Origin of the sequence: Streptomyces sp. TRM49041 (genome assembly GCF_008271805.1) — a bacterium.
In the GTDB taxonomy this organism is placed as follows: Bacteria; Actinomycetota; Actinomycetes; order Streptomycetales; family Streptomycetaceae; genus Streptomyces.
In genome coordinates, this window is record NZ_VSRY01000150.1 from 1 (window position 1) to 15,807 (window position 15,807).

A 15,807-nucleotide genomic window follows, 5' to 3' on the forward strand; every position below is an offset into this window, starting at 1 on the left:
GGCTGACGCTGGCGTCGGCGGAAGAAGCGGCGGGTCTCGGCGGCGAGTTCGGCCTGGTCACGGGCTCGGTGCTGCCGGGGCAGGCTGTGCTTGAGGTCGGCGTTGACCAGCTCGTCGGGGTTCAGCTCTGGCGAGTACGGCGGCAGGAAGTGCAGTTCGACGTCGTCGGGGTGGGCGGCGAGCCAGTCGCGGACCCTCTTGGAGCGGTGGGCGGAGTGCCCGTCGACCACGAGGTGGACCTTGTGGTCGAAGTGGCCGGCGAGCCGGTCCAGGAAGCGGCACATCACCTCGGCGGTGAAGCTCTCGGTGAAGACCATGAAGTGCATCCGGCCCTTGGTGCTGATCGCCGACATCGCGTTCACCGAGAACCGGTTCCCGCTCCGCCGCACCACGGGCGTCTTCCCCTTCTCGCCCCAGGTGCGGCCGGTGACCTGATCCGAGCGGATGCCGACCTGGTCGGCGAAGAGGATCTCACCGCCTTCGGCCTTCGCCTTCGCACGGATCTTCGGCCAGGTCTCCTGATGCCAGCGCGCCACCGCCTCCGGGTCCTGCTCGACGGCCCGCTTGTCCGGACGCTGGAAGGACAGCCCCCACCGCTTCAGGTACTTGCCCACCCCCGGTTCGGTCAGCCGCACCCGGTACAGCTTCGCGATCAGCTCACCCACCAGCCGCCGCGTCCACAACTGCCCACTCACCCCCACGTCGCAGGGCCGGTGGTCGAGGACCGCCTGCCGTACTGCGGCCTGCTCGGCCTCCCCGAGGACCTGGTGCACCCCGACCGGCTTGCCCCGCGGCTGCATGACCAGCGCCTCCCGTCCGCCGGCCTGCCACTTCGCCCACCACCCGTCGACCGCCTTCAGCGACACCCCGAAGACCGCCGCCACGTCCTCACGGTCCCGGCCCGCCACCAACGCGGCCACCGCCCGCAGCCGCAGGGCCTCCTGCGCCGACGGCGACAGATGCCGCGCGTCCCCCACCAGATCGCTCACACCCCTACAACGACCCAGAACCCGAACCGTTTCTGATCAATACGAGCGTAGGGCCTAGCGGATACTGACGCCGGAGATCAATCATGTGCCCTTCACTTCCGCCCAGACGGACTTGCCGAAGGGGATGTCGTCCACGCCCCAGGCGTCCGGACACAGGTGGTCAAGGATGATCAGCCCCCGCCCACGGTCACGTTCTCGGGACTCGGGCCGGGGCCGCGGTCGTCGGCGTACGGGATCCTGTACCTCGATGCGGGTCCGTGCACCGTCGGCGTCGATCCGGACCCGTACGGAGTCTCCGGGTTCGGTCCCGTACCTCAGGGCGTTGGTGACCAACTCGCTGGTCACGAGGACCACCGACTCGACGTGGTCGGGCGATGCGTCCGGGACGTGGCAGCCGACGTACTCGCGCACGAACTCCCGGGCGGCTTTGGCGGATCGGGGCTCACTCTCCAGCAGAAGGACCGACGGGGCGTCGTCACGCGGCACGCGGCTGCCGGGGGAAGTACCCCGCCTTCGTTGGCCGGACTTCCCCTGCGCGCCTCTCTCGAGCACACCGGGGTCCGGGACGTGGTAGACCTCCCGCTGTTTCGTACGACTGCTCTCCTCAGGCACGCTCGTTCCTCTCCGTAGCGCTTCCACTACTCAGGGCGGTTAAGCGTGGCGCAGCGTCGGGAAGCCTTCAACGTGTTGGAAACGGACGGAGAGTTGGTGACGCCTTGGTCAACCGCAAGGAGCTGAACCCCGACAGCAGCCCGGAGGCCGCCTTCGGGGCACGGGTACGCAGTTCACGAGAGGTTCACGGGTGGACACAGGAAGACTTAGGTACGCGCATGGGGTACTCCGGCACGCATGTCTCGGCCGTCGAAACCGGTCGCAAGGTGCCAACCCTTCGATTCGCGCGCAGTGCGGATCGCGTCTTCGGCACGGGTGACACGGCCGACACGTTCGAACGCCAGTGGCGGGAGATCCGCCACGGCGCCATGCTGGAGGGCTTTCCGGAGTACGTCGGCTACGAAGGGCGCGCGGCAGAGATCCGGCTCTACGAAGTCGGTGTCGTCCCTGGCCTCCTGCAGACACCGGAGTACGCGGCGGTGCTCGCGCGGAGCGCCGTGAAGCGGGGTGCGATCACGGCCGACCAGGCGGACGAGCGCATCCGGCTCGTCGCGGAGCGGCAGGCCACGCTCGTCCGCGCGTCACCGCCGCTGATCTTCGTGGTGCTGGACGAAAGCTGCATCCGCCGGCCCATCGGTGAGCCCGCTGTCATGGAGGCGCAGTTGGACCGGCTGGCGGAGTTCGCCGAACTGCCGCACAGTGTGTTCCAGATCGCCCCGTTCGCCATGGGCGCTCGCCGTCCCTTCAATCTGCCGATCACGGTGCTGACCATGGCGGATCGCTCGCTCATGTCGTATGCCGAGTCCGCTCAACGCGGCCATCTGGAGCGGGAAAGCACCTCTGTGCTGCCCATGTTGACGGCCTACCATCAGCTACAGGCCGAAGCCGCCTCGCAGGCGGAATCTGTGGCCGTGATCGATCAGCTGCGAAAGGGCATCCCGTGACGACCGAAACCCCGTGTTGGTTCACGTCCTCGTACAGCGACAACGGCGGCCAGTGCGTCGAGGTCGCCGCCAACCTCGTCGCCTCGCGCGGCGTGGTCCCCGTCCGTGACTCCAAGAACCCGAGCGGCCCGGTGCTCGACGTGCCCGCCGACGTGTTCGCCTCCTTCGTGGCGGGCGTCAGGGCGGGCGAGTTCGGCAACGGCTGACCTCCGTCGCGCTCTCGGTCAGGCGTCGGCAGCAGAGAGCACAGCAAGAGGCGGAAGCACCAGTGGCCGTGCCGAACGGCTCCTCCACCCTCCTGCGACACGCCGGGAGTCGTCGTACAGCGGCACCGTGACTGTATGCATCCACCACCGGGTCGCGGCGTACCGCGCCCCGGTGGGCGGCGGAAGCCGGAGGCGCCCGCCGGGTGCCTGGCGCCACGGCGGGAACGGCTCGCATCGGCGGCAGGGCCGAGGACGACCACCGCGGGGCTGTCCTCGCGGGCCGCTCGGTCCACCGCGTGGCGGCGGTGACCGATGCCACGCACGGGTGTCAAATCTCCTGGGACGCATGTCAGTTGCCTTGTATAGAGTGCAGATGCAGCCAGGGGGAGCCGACCGGACGTATGCGACGGTGCGGTCTGCTGATGGATCCGTCACGTCTCATGCCATGGACCCCCTGCGCCGTAACGACAAAACGGGGAAACGGGGAAGACCCATGAGACATGGCATACGCGTGCTCGCCGCTCTCGGCGCCACGGCCGCCGCACTGACCCTGACCGCTCAGCCCGCCTCGGCCAACTCCTTCGGGCCGCTCTTCGCGGACAACAAGGCACACAGCTTCTTCTACGACGACGACCTGTCGTCGAAGCAGCGCTCGGGCATGGACTGGGCGCGCAAGAAGTCGCTGGCCGGTCCGACGGACATGACGACAAGCGTCAACCGGTCATACAACAAGCAGGTGGACGTGTGGTCCTATGCCACCTGGAACCCGACCGGTGACCAGAAGAAGTGGTACGCCTGGACCACCTGCGTCAAGCGGGTGAGCGGCAGCTCGAAGAAGTGCGACCAGTTCACGATCGTCTTCAACAACAAGGTGCCGCACTCGAACTACAAGTCGCTCAGCTGCCATGAGATCGGCCACAGCGTCGGCCTGGGTCACGCGAGCGGCAAGAACAGCAGCTACACATCGGCGAATCGTTCCTGCATGCGGGGAAACCCTGACCACAACTACTACTCCAAGCATGACAAGAAGCACATCAATGGCCGTTACTGAGCAGGACCGACACAAGAAGAGGAGAGTGGGCAACCGATGAGCCACCGCATGCGCACGCGTACCGCACGGGCGACCACGGCCGCCGCCACCCTCGCCGTCCTGCTGGCCGCGACGGCCTGCTCGGCGGACGGCGGCGGTACCCGCGCCGACGACACCCGCGTCGGCGACCGCGGGGACGGCGCTGCCGCTCCCGCCGGGTTCTGGGGCGCCCACGCGGGAAGCGGATCCTCCGAGGCGGACCCGCCTGCGAGCCTTCCTGAGCTCGCCGACCGTTCTGACCTGGTCGTCCTCGGCACGATCGCGGGCGCCAAGGAGGGCAAGGACTACACCGATCCCGGCAAGCCGTCGAACCGGACGTCGAACATCGACATCCGTGTCGAGAAGTCCAGCAAACCCGGGGTGACCGATGCTGTCGTCGAGTTCACGCGTGCCCCCGGGGTCGAGCTGAACGACATCGTGGCCGACCTGCCCAAGGGCCAGTACGTCTTCTACCTCACGTCCTGGTACCAGGGGCCCGAAGGCCCGGTCTACAGCTGCACCTCCGCCGCTCGGTGCGTGGTCAGCGCCGAGGGCGGGACGCTTCGGACGCCCCGCGACCCGGAGGTCGCACAGGAGCTGACGGACGGCACCAGGGCCGCGGTCGGTACGTCCGCTCCCCGTAGGTCCGCATCCGCGTCGGACGGGGCCGCTTCCGCGGAGCCCGAGCGGGGCGGTCAGAGCGGACAGCCGGCGAAGACCCTGCCGGTTCAGCTCAACAGCGCCGAGGACGTCTTCGCCCTCAGCACCGCCGCCAAGGGCTGACCGGGACCGCGCCCCGGCGTGATCCGCAGGGGTCGCACCGGGGCGCTTCACGCCGCGTCCGTTCCGGCCCCGTCACCCCTCCCTTCGGGGGGAGGGGGCGATGGCCCACCTGATGACCTAGGCGGGCGGAGGGCGCGACCGGACCGAGTGACGCCGGCCCGGCGCGTGCCGCGGAACCGGCAGGTCGCCCCCGAGGCGCACAGCAGGGCCCCGCCGAGGGTGGTGATGGCGCATCCCTTCCATGGTGGAGGACGGTGTCTCGTACGCCCGCCCCGGCCGGCCGCCCCGGAGTACGCACCACTCCGGGGCGGCCCCCTGTCGCCGCCTGGCTGGAGCGGGACCGGTCCGGGTTGTAGGGACTGATCACCGAGCGACTCGTGGGGAGCGTGCGGTATGGCTGGGGGAGAGCGGAAGTTCCTGTTCCTGTTGGCGAGTACGCGTACGGGCGGGAACACCGAGCAACTGGCCCGGCGGGCCGCCGGGGGGCTGGGCGACGGCACTCACCCGCAGCCCGAAGGCAACGCGCGGCGTCTGCTGGACGCGACCCTGGAGGCGACCGATGTGGTGATCGCCTCGCCCCTGTACTGGTACAGCGTGTGCACGCCCGCGAAGCTGTACCTCGACCACTGGACCGGATGGATGCGCGTCCCGGGTCTCGACTTCCGGGCCCGGACGGCCGGCAAGACGCTGTGGGGCGTCACCGCCCTCGCCGGAGACGACCGTTCCGTCGCCGACCCGCTGATCGGCGCCCTCCGCAACACGGCCACGTACATGGACATGCACGGTGTCGCCGCGGCTCCGAGGTTGAAGAACCGACATGAGCCTTCGACCTGGGCCGGTTCGGGCCTGCGTGCTGGACGTGTACCGAGGCCGCCACGGCATGTCCGCTGAGACGGCGCGAATGCACTCTCAGGGCAGCCGTGCGAGTCTGAAATCAGCCCAGCGTCCGGGATCCGCTCCAGGAGGCGATCGATCGTGGGCAAGAAACAGACCCGGGTGAACCGCGGCGCCCGTACCGGTGGCCATGAGCACCGGACCGCCACGACTGCCGAGACGAAGGAACAGGCCAAGGCATCGGCCCGGCCCGAGAGGGAACGACCGATACCGGAGCCGGCTCAGCGGAAGCAACCGAAGTTCGGCCACAACTGATCCCCGGCGCACCGGTGGCACCTACGGGGCGCCACCGGCGACGGCTGCGCGAACGCGGTCAGGCGGGTAGGGCGGGCACGATGTCGTCGTCGCGGCTCGTGTCCCTGGTGTGCGCGGCCCGTCACGAGTGGTGCGACGCGCGCCAGTCCCTCAGCAGCTCGTCCACGTCGAACGGCTTCAGGTTCAGGGGTGGGCCCGGCGGTGGGCGGCGGACAGCTGTTGCGATCTTTTCGTTGATCTCGGTGATGATGCGGCGTACCTGGCCCTCCGAGACCGCCCTGCCCACCGCCTCCAGCGCGTCCTCCGCATCCTTGCGGAGGGCGAGGGTCGGGGGCAGGGCGGACAGGCCCTCGCGGTTCATCTTGCCCTTGACCCACCACAGCTCGTCGTAGGGGGCGGCGTCGTCGGGCAGAGGTTTTCCCAGGCCGGAGAGGTGGGCGAAGTCGCCGCGTTCCGTCGCCTCCCGGATCTGCCTGTCGACCCATGACTCGAAGTCGATCCCAGGGGGTTTCCGCTCGGTCATGGAGCCAGGGTACGGGGCGGGCCCGGCTCGGCAGGTGGCCCGGCGCGGTCTGTCCGCGAAGCGCGACCCCGGCCGGTACGCCGCCGGCACGCCGTACGCGACGACTCCGTATGGTCACGGGTCCGGCGGCCCCGGCCGTCGAAACAAAGGCAGGGGTCCCCGTTCCGCACCGAAATGCGGAATGGGGACCCCTTGGATACTGCTAAGTCGTGCGCGATCCGCCGACCCTGCCCAATCAGGCCGGGGTGACGTTCTCCGCCTGCGGGCCCTTCGGGCCCTGCGTGACGTCGAAGTTCACGACCTGGTTCTCCTCGAGGGAGCGGAACCCGGACGCGTTGATCGCGGAGTAGTGGACGAAGACATCCGGGCCGCCGCCGTCCTGAGCGATGAAGCCAAAGCCCTTTTCAGCGTTGAACCACTTGACGGTTCCGGTAGCCATAAGCCCTCCTTGGGCCAAAGGGTTGCCCTGCTCCAGAACCTGCAAACAAGTCTGAAAACTACAAAAGCCTGCGGGTCACATGCTCCGCAGGCTCTGTACTGCAAGGGAAACCAAACTGCAACTTGCGATGAGCCTAGCACGCAGCGTGCGGGCATGGGTAGAGGGAAAGATCACTCCATCGGGAGATCCCCCGGATGTTTGAACAGGGGGAACGCGGGCGAAGGACCCGCCCGGTACGTCCACCCGGCGGGACGGCACCGACAGGGTGGGGTCTAGCCTCACGATGTGGACAAATCTCGGCGGACCCGGCCCCGCGTCGGGCACATCCAGTTCCTGAACTGCCTGCCCCTCTACTGGGGCCTCGCCCGCACCGGCACGCTGCTCGACCTGGAGCTGACCAAGGACACGCCCGAGCGGCTCAGCGAGCAGCTCGTCGCCGGTGATCTCGACATCGGGCCGATCACCCTCGTCGAGTACCTCCGCCACGCCGACCGGCTCGTCGCCTTCCCCGACCTGGCCGTCGGCTGCGACGGGCCCGTCATGTCCTGCGTGATCGTGTCCCAGCTGCCCCTGGAGCGGCTGGACGGGGCGCGGGTCGCGCTCGGCTCCACCTCTCGTACGTCCGTACGGCTCGCCCAGCTGCTGCTCGCGGAGCGGTACGGCGTCGCACCCGACTACTACACGTGTCCGCCCGACCTCGGCGTGATGATGCAGGAGGCCGACGCCGCGGTTCTCATCGGGGACGCCGCGCTGCGCGCCTCCCTCCACGACGCGCCCCGGCTCGGGCTCCAGGTCCATGACCTGGGGCTGATGTGGAAGGAGTGGACGGGGCTGCCCTTCGTCTTCGCCGTGTGGGCTGTGCGCCGGGACTACCTGGCCGAGGCCCCCGACGTCGTACGCAAGGCCCACGAGGCGTTCCTCGCCTCCCGTGACCTCTCGCTGGAGGAGGTCGCCAAGGTCGCCGAGCAGGCCGCGCGCTGGGAGACCTTCGACGCAGACCTGCTGGAGCGCTACTTCACCACCCTCGACTTCCGGTTCGGCGCCGAGCAGCTCGCCGGCGTGCGGGAGTTCGCCCGCCGGACCGGTCCGACGACCGGGTTCCCGGCCGACGTACGAGTCGAGCTGCTCGGCCACCAGGAGCACTGACCTACGAGGAGGGGATGGGCGCCTGCATGTGCTCGCTGATCCACTGGATCGAGCCGTCCCCCATGCCCTTCACATACGTCCTGGCGTTGTGCTCGCCGTCCTGGATGACCTCCAGGCGGGTCTTGACCGGGCCCTTGCCGTAGTTCTTGATGAAAGAGCGGAGGTTGCCCAGTCCGGACTCCTTCGTTCCGATCTGGAACGCCAGATACACGTCCTTGTCCGGGCCGCTGGGCTGTGCCGACAGCGCCCGCGCCAGCTTCTCCGGGTTGTTCGCGGCCTTTTCGGCCTCGTGGCCCGCCCACAGCGGCGAGTCCGGCACCGTGTCCGGGCCCGACGCGATGACCGCCTTGAACTTGTCCGGGTGCTTCAGTACGGACTTCAGCCCGACGAACGCGCCCGACGACGAGCCCATGAACGCCCAGCCGTCACGGGACTTGAACGTACGGAAATTCGCCCTGACGAAATCGGGAACGTCCTCCGTCATCCAGGTGCCCATCTTCTCCCGGCCCGGAATGTCGCTGCCGTCGTAGTAGTACTTGTCGTCCGGGTTCAGGACCGGCATCACGACCACGAACGGCAGGCTCTTGCCCTCCTTCGACCACTTGCTGATGCTGCTCTGCAGCTTCAGGTCGGTGCCCATCCAGTAATTCTTCGGATAGCCGTTGCCGCCGGGGAGCGCGATCAGCACCGGGAAGCCGCTGTTCGCGTACTTGGGGTCGAAATACTGCGGGGGCGCCCAGACCCATACGTCGCCCGTGAAACCGGACTTCTTGCCTTCCAGCGTCGTCTTGCCGATCTTCGTGCCGTCGTCGACGGTGTTCTGGGTCGTGAACTCGGCCTTGGGGCCGGTCGGCATGAGGGTCTTCGCGGCGGTGGCGTCGTCGGCGGCGTCGTCGGACCCGCCGGTCCCGCCGGTGCCCTGAGCGCCGTTCCGGCCGTCCTGCGCGGCGGAGGCGGGCGGGGCGCTCGGTGTGTCGAAGGAGACCGGTTCGCCCGTGCAGCCCGTGGCCAGAGCGAGGGAGCCGAGGGCGGCGGCGGTCACGAGTGCCTTGAGCGGACGTTTCATGGGAGCACTCCGGATGAGGAAGGAGAGGTGGTTCTCTGCGGATCTCTGGCAGGGCGGGGGCGTTTGCGGGGTACGGCCCTGTAGATGGCGTAATGCGGCGGCGGGTTGGCCCGGCAGGACGGGGAATCCCGGTGGTGTCGCCCACCTCGCCGTCTACGCTGCAGTTCGGTACGTCGTACGAGTACGGGATCGGGGGGAGCGGAGCGCATGGAGCCGCTGGAGGCGGGCGAACCGCGGGGCATCGGCCCGTACAGGCTGCTCGGCAGGCTCGGGGCGGGCGGCATGGGCCGCGTCTACCTGGCCCGCAACGAGGGTGGCCGGACCGTGGCGGTCAAGGTCGTGCACCCGCACTTCGCGCTGGACGCGGAGTTCCGGGAGCGGTTCCGCCGCGAGGTCGACTCGGCCCGCCGCGTCGGCGCCCGGTGGACGGCGCCGGTCCTGGACGCCGACCCGGAGGCGGCCGTTCCGTGGGTCGCGACCGGGTACGTGGCCGGGCCCTCGCTCACCCAGGCCGTGATCGCGCACGGGCCCCTGCCGGAGCGGTCCGTACGGGTACTGGGCGCCGGACTGGGCGAGGCGCTCGCGGCCGTGCACGCGCTCGGGCTCGTCCACCGGGACGTCAAGCCCTCGAACGTGCTCCTCGCCCTCGACGGGCCCCGGCTCATCGACTTCGGCATCGCCCGCGCCACGGACGGCACCGCGTCGCTCACCTCAACCGGCGTGTCCGTCGGCTCCCCCGGCTACATGTCGCCCGAGCAGATCGTCGGCAAGGCGGGCGGCCAGGGCGTGGGCGGTGCGTCCGACGTGTTCTCGCTCGGCGCGGTGCTGGCCTTCGCGGCGACCCGGAACGCGCCATTCTCCGGTGACTCGTCGGCTGCCCTGCTGTACAAGGTCGTGCACGAAGAGCCCGAACTCGACCCGGCGTTGGGCGGTGAGCTGCGGGACCTCGTCGCCGCGTGCCTGGCCAAGGACCCGGCGGCCCGGCCCGCGCCGACCGAGGTGGCGGCCGCGCTCGCCCCGGACGGCGCGGCGGCGCTCGCGGCGGGCGGGTGGCTGCCGGGCGCCGTCGTGGAGGAGGTCAGCCGGGCGGCGGTGCGGCTGCTCGACCTGGAGCCGGCGGCGGAGGACGCGGGGGTCTCCGGGCCGGTGCCGTTCAGCAACCCGGCGGTCGCGCCCGGGGCCGGGGAAGCCCCCGGTCCGGCCTCGGGGGGCTACGGCCCGCCCGCCCGTCCGCACGCCCAACCGCCCGCCCAGCCGCCGCCGTACCCGCCCACGCAGAGCGGCGCCGGCCAAGCCCCCGTGTACGCGCCCACGCAGAGCGGCGCCCGGCCGGCCCCCGTGCACCCGCCCACCGTGGGGGCCGTGCCCCCGCCCCGTATCCCGGGGCCCGTCTCCCTCTCCGTCAGCTCCGTCGCCGAGCCCGTCGGCCCCCGGGGCGGCCGCAAGGTGAGCTGCACGGTGGCCCTCGCCGTCGCGGGCGCCCTCGCCGCGGTGACCGTGGGCGGTGCCGTTCTGTTCGACCTTCTCCCGGGAGGGGGCGGCGGGGACGGCGACAGCGTGGCCAAGCCGCCTGTCAGCGCCTCCGTCAGCGCCTCAGCCGGGTCCTCCGTCGGGGCCTCCGTCGGTGCTGGTGAGTCCGGCCCGGCGGACGGCGGCACGGCTCCCCGGTCCACCGTGCCCAAGGGGTTCGTCGGCACATGGAAGGGCCCCTACAAGCTGACCTTCGCGGGCAGCGAGATCGCCGCGGGCACGTTAACCGTGGTCATCAAGGGCGGCAAGACCGGTGAGCGCGTCGGCACGGTGGACCAGTTCGACGCGTTCGGGGGCTTCATCTGCCAGGACGACATCACCCTGACCAGCGCCACGGAGGACACCCTGGTGGTCCAGGGCGAGTCCAGCGGCAAGCCCGGCAGCCGGTGCACCAGCGGTCCCCACACGGTGAAGCTGCGACTGAACGGGGAGCGGCTGGAGTACACCTCGGACGAGCCCCGCGCGGGCAATCCGTCCGCCACCCTCGACCGCTTCGACTGAGGCCCCGAAGGCGGGCGCGGCGCGCTGGCGTACGCTGGTCCGGTCGCCCACCACCACCTTTGTACGAAGCGCTCCGCGCTGCACCTCCTGTCTCCTGCCGAAAGGTACGCACCCGGTGACCGAGAAGGCCGACCTCCAGTCCGTTCTCGACCGCGCCGCCGCCGGTGGGCGGATCACCCCGGAAGAGGCGCTCGACCTCTACCGCTCCGCGCCCCTGCACGCGCTCGGTGCCGCGGCCGACGCGGTGCGGCGCCGTCGTTACGCCGGTACGGAGCACATCGCGACGTACATCATCGAGCGCAACATCAACTACACCAACGTGTGCGTCACCGCGTGCAGGTTCTGCGCGTTCTACGCCCCGCCCAAGGACACCGCCAAGGGCTGGACCCGCGACCTCGACGACATCCTGCGGCGCTGCGCCGAGACCGTCGAGCTGGGCGGCACGCAGATCATGTTCCAGGGCGGCCACCACCCCGACTACGGCGTCGAGTACTACGAGAAGCACTTCTCCGCCATCAAGGAAGCCTTCCCGCAGTTGGTCATCCACTCCCTCGGGGCCTCCGAGGTCGAGCACATGGCCCGGATCTCCAAGGTGAGCGTGGAGGAGGCCGTCCGGCGCATCCACGCCGCCGGGCTCGACTCCTTCGCGGGTGCCGGCGCCGAGCTGCTGCCCGAGCGGCCGCGCAAGGCCATCGCCCCGCTCAAGGAGTCCGGTGAGCGCTGGCTGGAGATCATGGAGATCGCGCACGGCCTGGGCGTCGAGTCGACGTCGACCATGCTCATGGGCACCGGCGAGACGAACGCCGAGCGCATCGAGCACCTGCGGATGATCCGGGACGTCCAGGACCGGACCGGCGGCTTCCGGGCGTTCATCCCGTACACGTACCAGCCCGAGAACAACCACCTGAAGGGCCGGACGCAGACCACGCTCTTCGAGTACCTGCGCATCATCGCCGTCGCGCGGCTCTTCCTCGACAACGTCGCCCACATCCAGGGCTCCTGGCTGACCACCGGCAAGGAGGTCGGCCAGCTGTCGCTGCACTACGGCGCGGACGACCTCGGCTCGATCATGCTGGAGGAGAACGTCGTCTCCTCGGCCGGCGCCAAGCACCGCTCCAACCGCCTGGAGATCATCGACCTGATCCGCAAGTCGGGCCGCGTCCCGGCGCAGCGGACCACGACGTACGAGCACATCGTCGTCCACGACGACCCGGCGGACGACCCGGTCGACGCCCGTGTCGCCTCGCACATCTCCTCCACGGCGATCGCGGGCGGTACGGCGCACCCCGAACTGAAGCTGCTGGCCACGAACTGACCGCGCCGTGCTGACGATTCACACGGCGGCGGCCACACCGGACGAGGCGGTCGCCGTGGAAGGCGCGCGGATCGCCGCCCTCGGGCCGTACGAGGAGCTGGTCGCCGCCCATCCCGGGGCGAGGGTGCGGCGTTGGCCCGGCGTCCTCACGCCCGGGCTGGTCAATCCGTACGGGCCCGAGCTGCTGGAGCGGACCTACCACCCCGATCCGCGCGAGGCCGACGAGCTGGGCACCGGGCCCATCACCGGTGCCGGGCTCGCCGCGCTCGGTATGACCGACGCGCGGTGGGGCGCGAGCGCGCGGCGCGGCGTGCAGCGGATGCTGGCCCATGGCACGGTCGCTGTGGCCGGTGAGCTGCGCGTGCGCACGGTCCTGGACGCGGTACGGCGCGCGGGACTGGCCGTCACGGGACCCGTCACGGGACCCGTCACGGGGCCCACCGCCGCGGGCCCGGGCGTCGCGGGCCCGACTGTTGCGGGACCGACTGCCGCAGGCTCGGCCGTCGCGGAACCCGCTGTCACCGGACCGGCCGTCGCGGGGAGTGCCGAGCGGCCGGAGGGGACGCCGTCTCTGGACCCGTTCGCCTCGGGCGGCCCGGTCGTCTGGGCGCCCGCCCTCCGGGCCGGTATGCCCGCGAGGTTCGCCGTCTTCGACGTACCGGACACCGCCGAGCTGCCCCGGCGCGGCGCCGCCACGTGCGTGGCCACGGTCCTGGACGGGCGGTTGGTCTACCGGGGCGCTTAGGTCGTGATGCCGGCATGATCCGCCGGACTCCCCGGCGGCGCGCGGGCGGCCGGGCGGCGCCGGTTCGGGCGGGGGTGGCTGGTTCAATGGCTGTGTGACCCGAGCAACGCTGGACAAGCAGCCGCACGAAGTCGCCTCGATGTTCGACCATGTCGCGGCGAACTACGACCTCACCAACGACGTCCTCTCCCTCTTCCAGGACCGGCGCTGGCGCAAGGAGGTGGCCAGGGCCGTCGACGCCCGGCCCGGCCAGCGGGTCCTCGACCTGGCGGCGGGCACCGGCACGTCCTCGCTGCCGTTCGTGGAGGGCGGCGCGTACGTCGTGCCGTGCGACTTCTCCCTCGGGATGCTCAGGGAGGGCAAGAAGCGGCACCCCTGGCTGCCGCTGACCGCCGGCGACGCGATGAAGCTGCCCTTCCGCGACGGGGTCTTCGACGCGGTGACGATCTCCTTCGGGCTGCGGAACGTCCAGGACACCGACGAGGCGCTGCGCGAGCTGTACCGGGTGACGAAGCCCGGCGGACGCGTCGTGATCTGCGAGTTCTCGCACGCGACCTGGGCGCCGTTCCGCAAGGTGTACGAGGAGTACCTGATGCGGGCCCTGCCGCCGGTCGCCCGCGCGGTCTCCTCCAACCCGGACGCGTACGTGTACCTCGCCGAGTCCATCCAGACCTGGCCGGAGCAGAGCGACCTGGCGGCCATGCTGCAGAAGGCGGGCTGGTCGAAGGTGGCGTGGCGGAACCTGACCGGCGGGATCGTGGCGCTGCACCGCGGCACCAAGTAGGCGTATTGCCCCGCAGCGGTGTCCGCGAAGCCGGTCGCCCGCGTGCGGCCGGCGCCACCACGGGCCCCTACAGCTCCAGTCCGTAGCAGTGGGCCTCCGCGTCCTCGTGGCCCGGGACCGGGAGGGTGTCCCGTAGTCGCATGCCCAGGCGGCGGGCCACCGCTGTCGAGCGGGTGTTGGCCGTGTGGACCATCGCCACCACGTGGTCGACGCCCGCCGCCCGTACCCGATTCAGGGTCTCGCGTGCGGCGGCTGTCGCGTAGCCCTTGCCCCAGGCCGGACGGGCCAGACGCCAGCCGATCTCGATCCGGCCGGCGGGGCCCCACGCGTGGGGCCAGGGCTGGGCGCCCGTGAAGCCGATGACCTCGCCGGTCTCGTCCAGCAGGGTCCACAGGCAGAAGCCCCGCTCCGCGTCGTGGCGGCGCTGCCGGGCGGTGAACTCGTGGTAGACCGACAGCTCCGCGGGGCGACCGCCGTGGAACTCCATGACCTCGACGTCGTCGAACGCCCGGTGCCAGGCGTACGCGTCCTCCTCCGTCGGTACCCGCAGTCGGAAGGCGGGCCCGGTGGCGGGTCGGCCGGCGGCGGCGTGGAGCAACTCGGTCATCGAGGGTGGGCCCTTCGGATCGGGAGAACAGCCGGTCCCCATAGACTGCCCGTGTCCAGTGCTTTCGGCACGCAATTTCGAGTCTCGGGAGAACCCGCTGTGACCGAGTCCCTCTCCGAACACACCGCAGATGTGATCGTCGTCGGGGCGGGCCCGGCAGGCTCCACCACCGCGTACTACCTCGCGAAGGCGGGGCTCGACGTGCTGCTGCTGGAGAAGACCGCGTTCCCACGCGAGAAGGTGTGCGGCGACGGGCTGACCCCGCGCGCCGCCAAGCAGCTCGTGGCGATGGGCATCGACATCTCCGAGGAAGCCGGCTGGCTGCGCAACAAGGGGCTGCGGATCATCGGCGGCGGCGTCCGGCTGCAGCTCGACTGGCCGGAGCTCGCCACGTACCCGGACTACGGACTCGTCCGCAAGCGGGACGACTTCGACGAGCAGCTCGCCCGGCAGGCGCAGAAGGCCGGCGCCCGGCTCTACGAGCGGTGCAACGTCGGCGCGCCCGTCATCGACGACCGGACCGGGCGGATCACCGGCGTCCACGCCAAGGTGGGCGAGGAGAAGACGCCGGTCACCTTCCACGCGCCCCTCGTGGTCGCCGCCGACGGCAACTCCAGCAGGCTGTCCCTCGCGATGGGCCTGCACCGGCGCGACGACCGCCCGATGGGCGTCGCCGTCCGTACGTACTTCACCTCGCCCCGGCACGACGACGACTACCTGGAGTCGTGGCTGGAGCTGTGGGACCGCCGGGGCACCCAGGACCGGATGCTGCCCGGCTACGGCTGGATCTTCGGCATGGGCGACGGCACGTCCAACGTCGGCCTGGGCATCCTGAACTCCTCCTCCGCCTTCCGCGAGCTGGACTGGCGCGAGGTGCTGAAGGCCTGGTGCGCCTCGATGCCGGAGGACTGGGGCTACACCCCGGAGAACATGACCACCCCGATCCGCGGCGCGGCCCTGCCGATGGCCTTCAACCGGCAGCCGCACTACACGCGCGGCCTGCTGCTGGTCGGCGACGCTGGCGGCCTCGTCAACCCGTTCAACGGCGAGGGCATCGCGTACGCCATGGAGTCCGGGCAGCTCGCCGCCGACGTCATCGTCCAGGCGCACGCCCGTGCGACCCCGGCCCAGCGCGAACTGGCCCTGCACAACTACCCGAAGGTCCTCAAGGACACCTACGGCGGGTACTACACGCTGGGTCGCGCCTTTGTGAAGCTCATCGGCAACCCCAAGGTCCTGAAGGTCGCTACGCAGCGCGGGCTCACGCACCCGGTGCTGATGAAGTTCACGCTGAAGATGCTCGCCAACCTCACCGACCCGACGGGTGGCGACGCGATGGACCGGATCATCAACGGCCTGTCGAAGGTCGCGCCGAAGGCGTGAACGGCGTGTAGGTACG

17 protein-coding genes are annotated in these 15,807 nt (G+C 70.6%); 11 read left to right on the top strand and 6 right to left on the bottom strand.

Annotation, left to right across the window (positions count from 1 at the left end; genetic code table 11):
* Both FVS66_RS22730 and FVS66_RS22735 read right to left on the bottom strand, forming a co-directional pair.
* Positions 1–929, bottom strand: a 929-nt coding sequence (locus FVS66_RS22730; RefSeq protein ID WP_149181179.1) for an IS630 family transposase, incomplete at its 3' end; no start/stop codon positions are given.
* 141 nt (positions 930–1,070) lie between these two features.
* Complete coding sequence (locus FVS66_RS22735) at positions 1,071–1,475, bottom strand: ATP-binding protein (RefSeq protein WP_262387151.1); 405 nt, start codon at positions 1,473–1,475, stop codon at positions 1,071–1,073.
* A 230-nt stretch (positions 1,476–1,705) separates the two neighbouring features.
* On the opposite strand from FVS66_RS22735, the gene FVS66_RS22740 reads away from it, so the two are divergent.
* From FVS66_RS22740 to FVS66_RS22760, 5 genes are all read left to right on the top strand, one after another.
* Positions 1,706–2,545: a helix-turn-helix transcriptional regulator gene (locus FVS66_RS22740; RefSeq protein ID WP_262387152.1), complete on the top strand. Its 840-nt coding sequence runs from the start codon at positions 1,706–1,708 to the stop codon at positions 2,543–2,545.
* Positions 2,542–2,751: a DUF397 domain-containing protein gene (locus FVS66_RS22745; protein WP_149183054.1), complete on the top strand. Its 210-nt coding sequence runs from the start codon at positions 2,542–2,544 to the stop codon at positions 2,749–2,751. Before FVS66_RS22740 ends, FVS66_RS22745 begins: the two co-directional genes overlap by 4 nt.
* A 493-nt stretch (positions 2,752–3,244) precedes the next feature.
* Positions 3,245–3,802 (top strand): hypothetical protein, encoded by a 558-nt coding sequence (locus tag FVS66_RS22750; RefSeq protein WP_262387153.1) that lies wholly within the window; start codon positions 3,245–3,247, stop codon positions 3,800–3,802.
* Between the two features lie 48 nt (positions 3,803–3,850).
* Positions 3,851–4,603: a hypothetical protein gene (locus tag FVS66_RS22755; protein ID WP_149183055.1), complete on the top strand. Its 753-nt coding sequence runs from the start codon at positions 3,851–3,853 to the stop codon at positions 4,601–4,603.
* A 393-nt stretch (positions 4,604–4,996) separates the two neighbouring features.
* A complete protein-coding gene (locus FVS66_RS22760; protein ID WP_149183056.1) occupies positions 4,997–5,494 on the top strand; it encodes an NAD(P)H-dependent oxidoreductase in 498 nt (165 codons plus the stop codon).
* Between the two features lie 379 nt (positions 5,495–5,873).
* Here FVS66_RS22760 and FVS66_RS22765 read toward each other — a convergent pair whose 3' ends face one another.
* Both FVS66_RS22765 and FVS66_RS22770 read right to left on the bottom strand, forming a co-directional pair.
* Positions 5,874–6,275, bottom strand: coding sequence for a DUF1992 domain-containing protein (locus FVS66_RS22765; RefSeq protein WP_149183057.1), 402 nt, complete (start codon positions 6,273–6,275; stop codon positions 5,874–5,876).
* Positions 6,276–6,510: 235 nt separating this feature from the next.
* The gene (locus FVS66_RS22770; protein ID WP_003967102.1) at positions 6,511–6,714 is read right to left on the bottom strand and encodes a cold-shock protein; all 204 of its coding nucleotides are present in this window, start codon (positions 6,712–6,714) and stop codon (positions 6,511–6,513) included.
* 285 nt (positions 6,715–6,999) lie between these two features.
* Between FVS66_RS22770 and FVS66_RS22775 the strand changes: the two genes are divergently transcribed.
* The gene (locus FVS66_RS22775) at positions 7,000–7,860 is read left to right on the top strand and encodes a menaquinone biosynthesis protein (RefSeq protein WP_149183058.1); all 861 of its coding nucleotides are present in this window, start codon (positions 7,000–7,002) and stop codon (positions 7,858–7,860) included.
* A gap of 1 nt (position 7,861) precedes the next feature.
* Here FVS66_RS22775 and FVS66_RS22780 read toward each other — a convergent pair whose 3' ends face one another.
* Positions 7,862–8,926: an esterase family protein gene (locus FVS66_RS22780; protein ID WP_149183059.1), complete on the bottom strand. Its 1,065-nt coding sequence runs from the start codon at positions 8,924–8,926 to the stop codon at positions 7,862–7,864.
* 207 nt (positions 8,927–9,133) lie between these two features.
* Between FVS66_RS22780 and FVS66_RS22785 the strand changes: the two genes are divergently transcribed.
* The 4 genes from FVS66_RS22785 (at position 9,134) to FVS66_RS22800 (ending at position 13,801) form a co-directional block, all read left to right on the top strand.
* Positions 9,134–10,957, top strand: a complete 1,824-nt coding sequence (locus tag FVS66_RS22785) for a serine/threonine-protein kinase (RefSeq protein WP_149183060.1) — start codon at positions 9,134–9,136, stop codon at positions 10,955–10,957.
* Between the two features lie 115 nt (positions 10,958–11,072).
* Positions 11,073–12,272 (top strand): cyclic dehypoxanthinyl futalosine synthase, encoded by a 1,200-nt coding sequence (mqnC, locus tag FVS66_RS22790; RefSeq protein ID WP_149183061.1) that lies wholly within the window; start codon positions 11,073–11,075, stop codon positions 12,270–12,272.
* Between the two features lie 7 nt (positions 12,273–12,279).
* On the top strand, positions 12,280–13,017 hold the full coding sequence (locus FVS66_RS22795) for an imidazolonepropionase-like domain-containing protein (protein ID WP_149183062.1): 738 nt from the start codon (positions 12,280–12,282) through the stop codon (positions 13,015–13,017).
* A 94-nt stretch (positions 13,018–13,111) separates the two neighbouring features.
* Positions 13,112–13,801, top strand: a complete 690-nt coding sequence (locus FVS66_RS22800; protein WP_149183063.1) for a demethylmenaquinone methyltransferase — start codon at positions 13,112–13,114, stop codon at positions 13,799–13,801.
* Between the two features lie 67 nt (positions 13,802–13,868).
* On the opposite strand, the gene FVS66_RS22805 is transcribed toward FVS66_RS22800, so the two are convergent.
* Positions 13,869–14,408, bottom strand: coding sequence for a GNAT family N-acetyltransferase (locus FVS66_RS22805; RefSeq protein ID WP_149183064.1), 540 nt, complete (start codon positions 14,406–14,408; stop codon positions 13,869–13,871).
* A gap of 99 nt (positions 14,409–14,507) precedes the next feature.
* Here FVS66_RS22805 and FVS66_RS22810 point away from each other — a divergent pair, with 99 nt between their 5' ends.
* Positions 14,508–15,791 carry a geranylgeranyl reductase family protein gene (locus tag FVS66_RS22810; RefSeq protein WP_149183065.1) on the top strand — a complete coding sequence of 428 codons (1,284 nt, stop codon included), beginning with the start codon at positions 14,508–14,510 and terminating at the stop codon, positions 15,789–15,791.
* Positions 15,792–15,807 lie beyond the last annotated feature (16 nt).

Bases quoted from the DNA above. Each gene is read 5' to 3' on its own strand.
- FVS66_RS22760 (WP_149183056.1), top strand. From the start codon at position 4,997: ATGGCTGGGGGAGAGCGGAAGTTCCTGTTCCTGTTGGCGAGTACGCGT.
- FVS66_RS22785 (WP_149183060.1), top strand. From the start codon at position 9,134: ATGGAGCCGCTGGAGGCGGGCGAACCGCGGGGCATCGGCCCGTACAGG.
- FVS66_RS22780 (WP_149183059.1), bottom strand. From the start codon at position 8,926: ATGAAACGTCCGCTCAAGGCACTCGTGACCGCCGCCGCCCTCGGCTCC.
- FVS66_RS22765 (WP_149183057.1), bottom strand. From the start codon at position 6,275: ATGACCGAGCGGAAACCCCCTGGGATCGACTTCGAGTCATGGGTCGAC.
- FVS66_RS22770 (WP_003967102.1), bottom strand. From the start codon at position 6,714: ATGGCTACCGGAACCGTCAAGTGGTTCAACGCTGAAAAGGGCTTTGGC.
- FVS66_RS22805 (WP_149183064.1), bottom strand. From the start codon at position 14,408: ATGACCGAGTTGCTCCACGCCGCCGCCGGCCGACCCGCCACCGGGCCC.
- FVS66_RS22750 (WP_262387153.1), top strand. From the start codon at position 3,245: ATGAGACATGGCATACGCGTGCTCGCCGCTCTCGGCGCCACGGCCGCC.
- FVS66_RS22755 (WP_149183055.1), top strand. From the start codon at position 3,851: ATGCGCACGCGTACCGCACGGGCGACCACGGCCGCCGCCACCCTCGCC.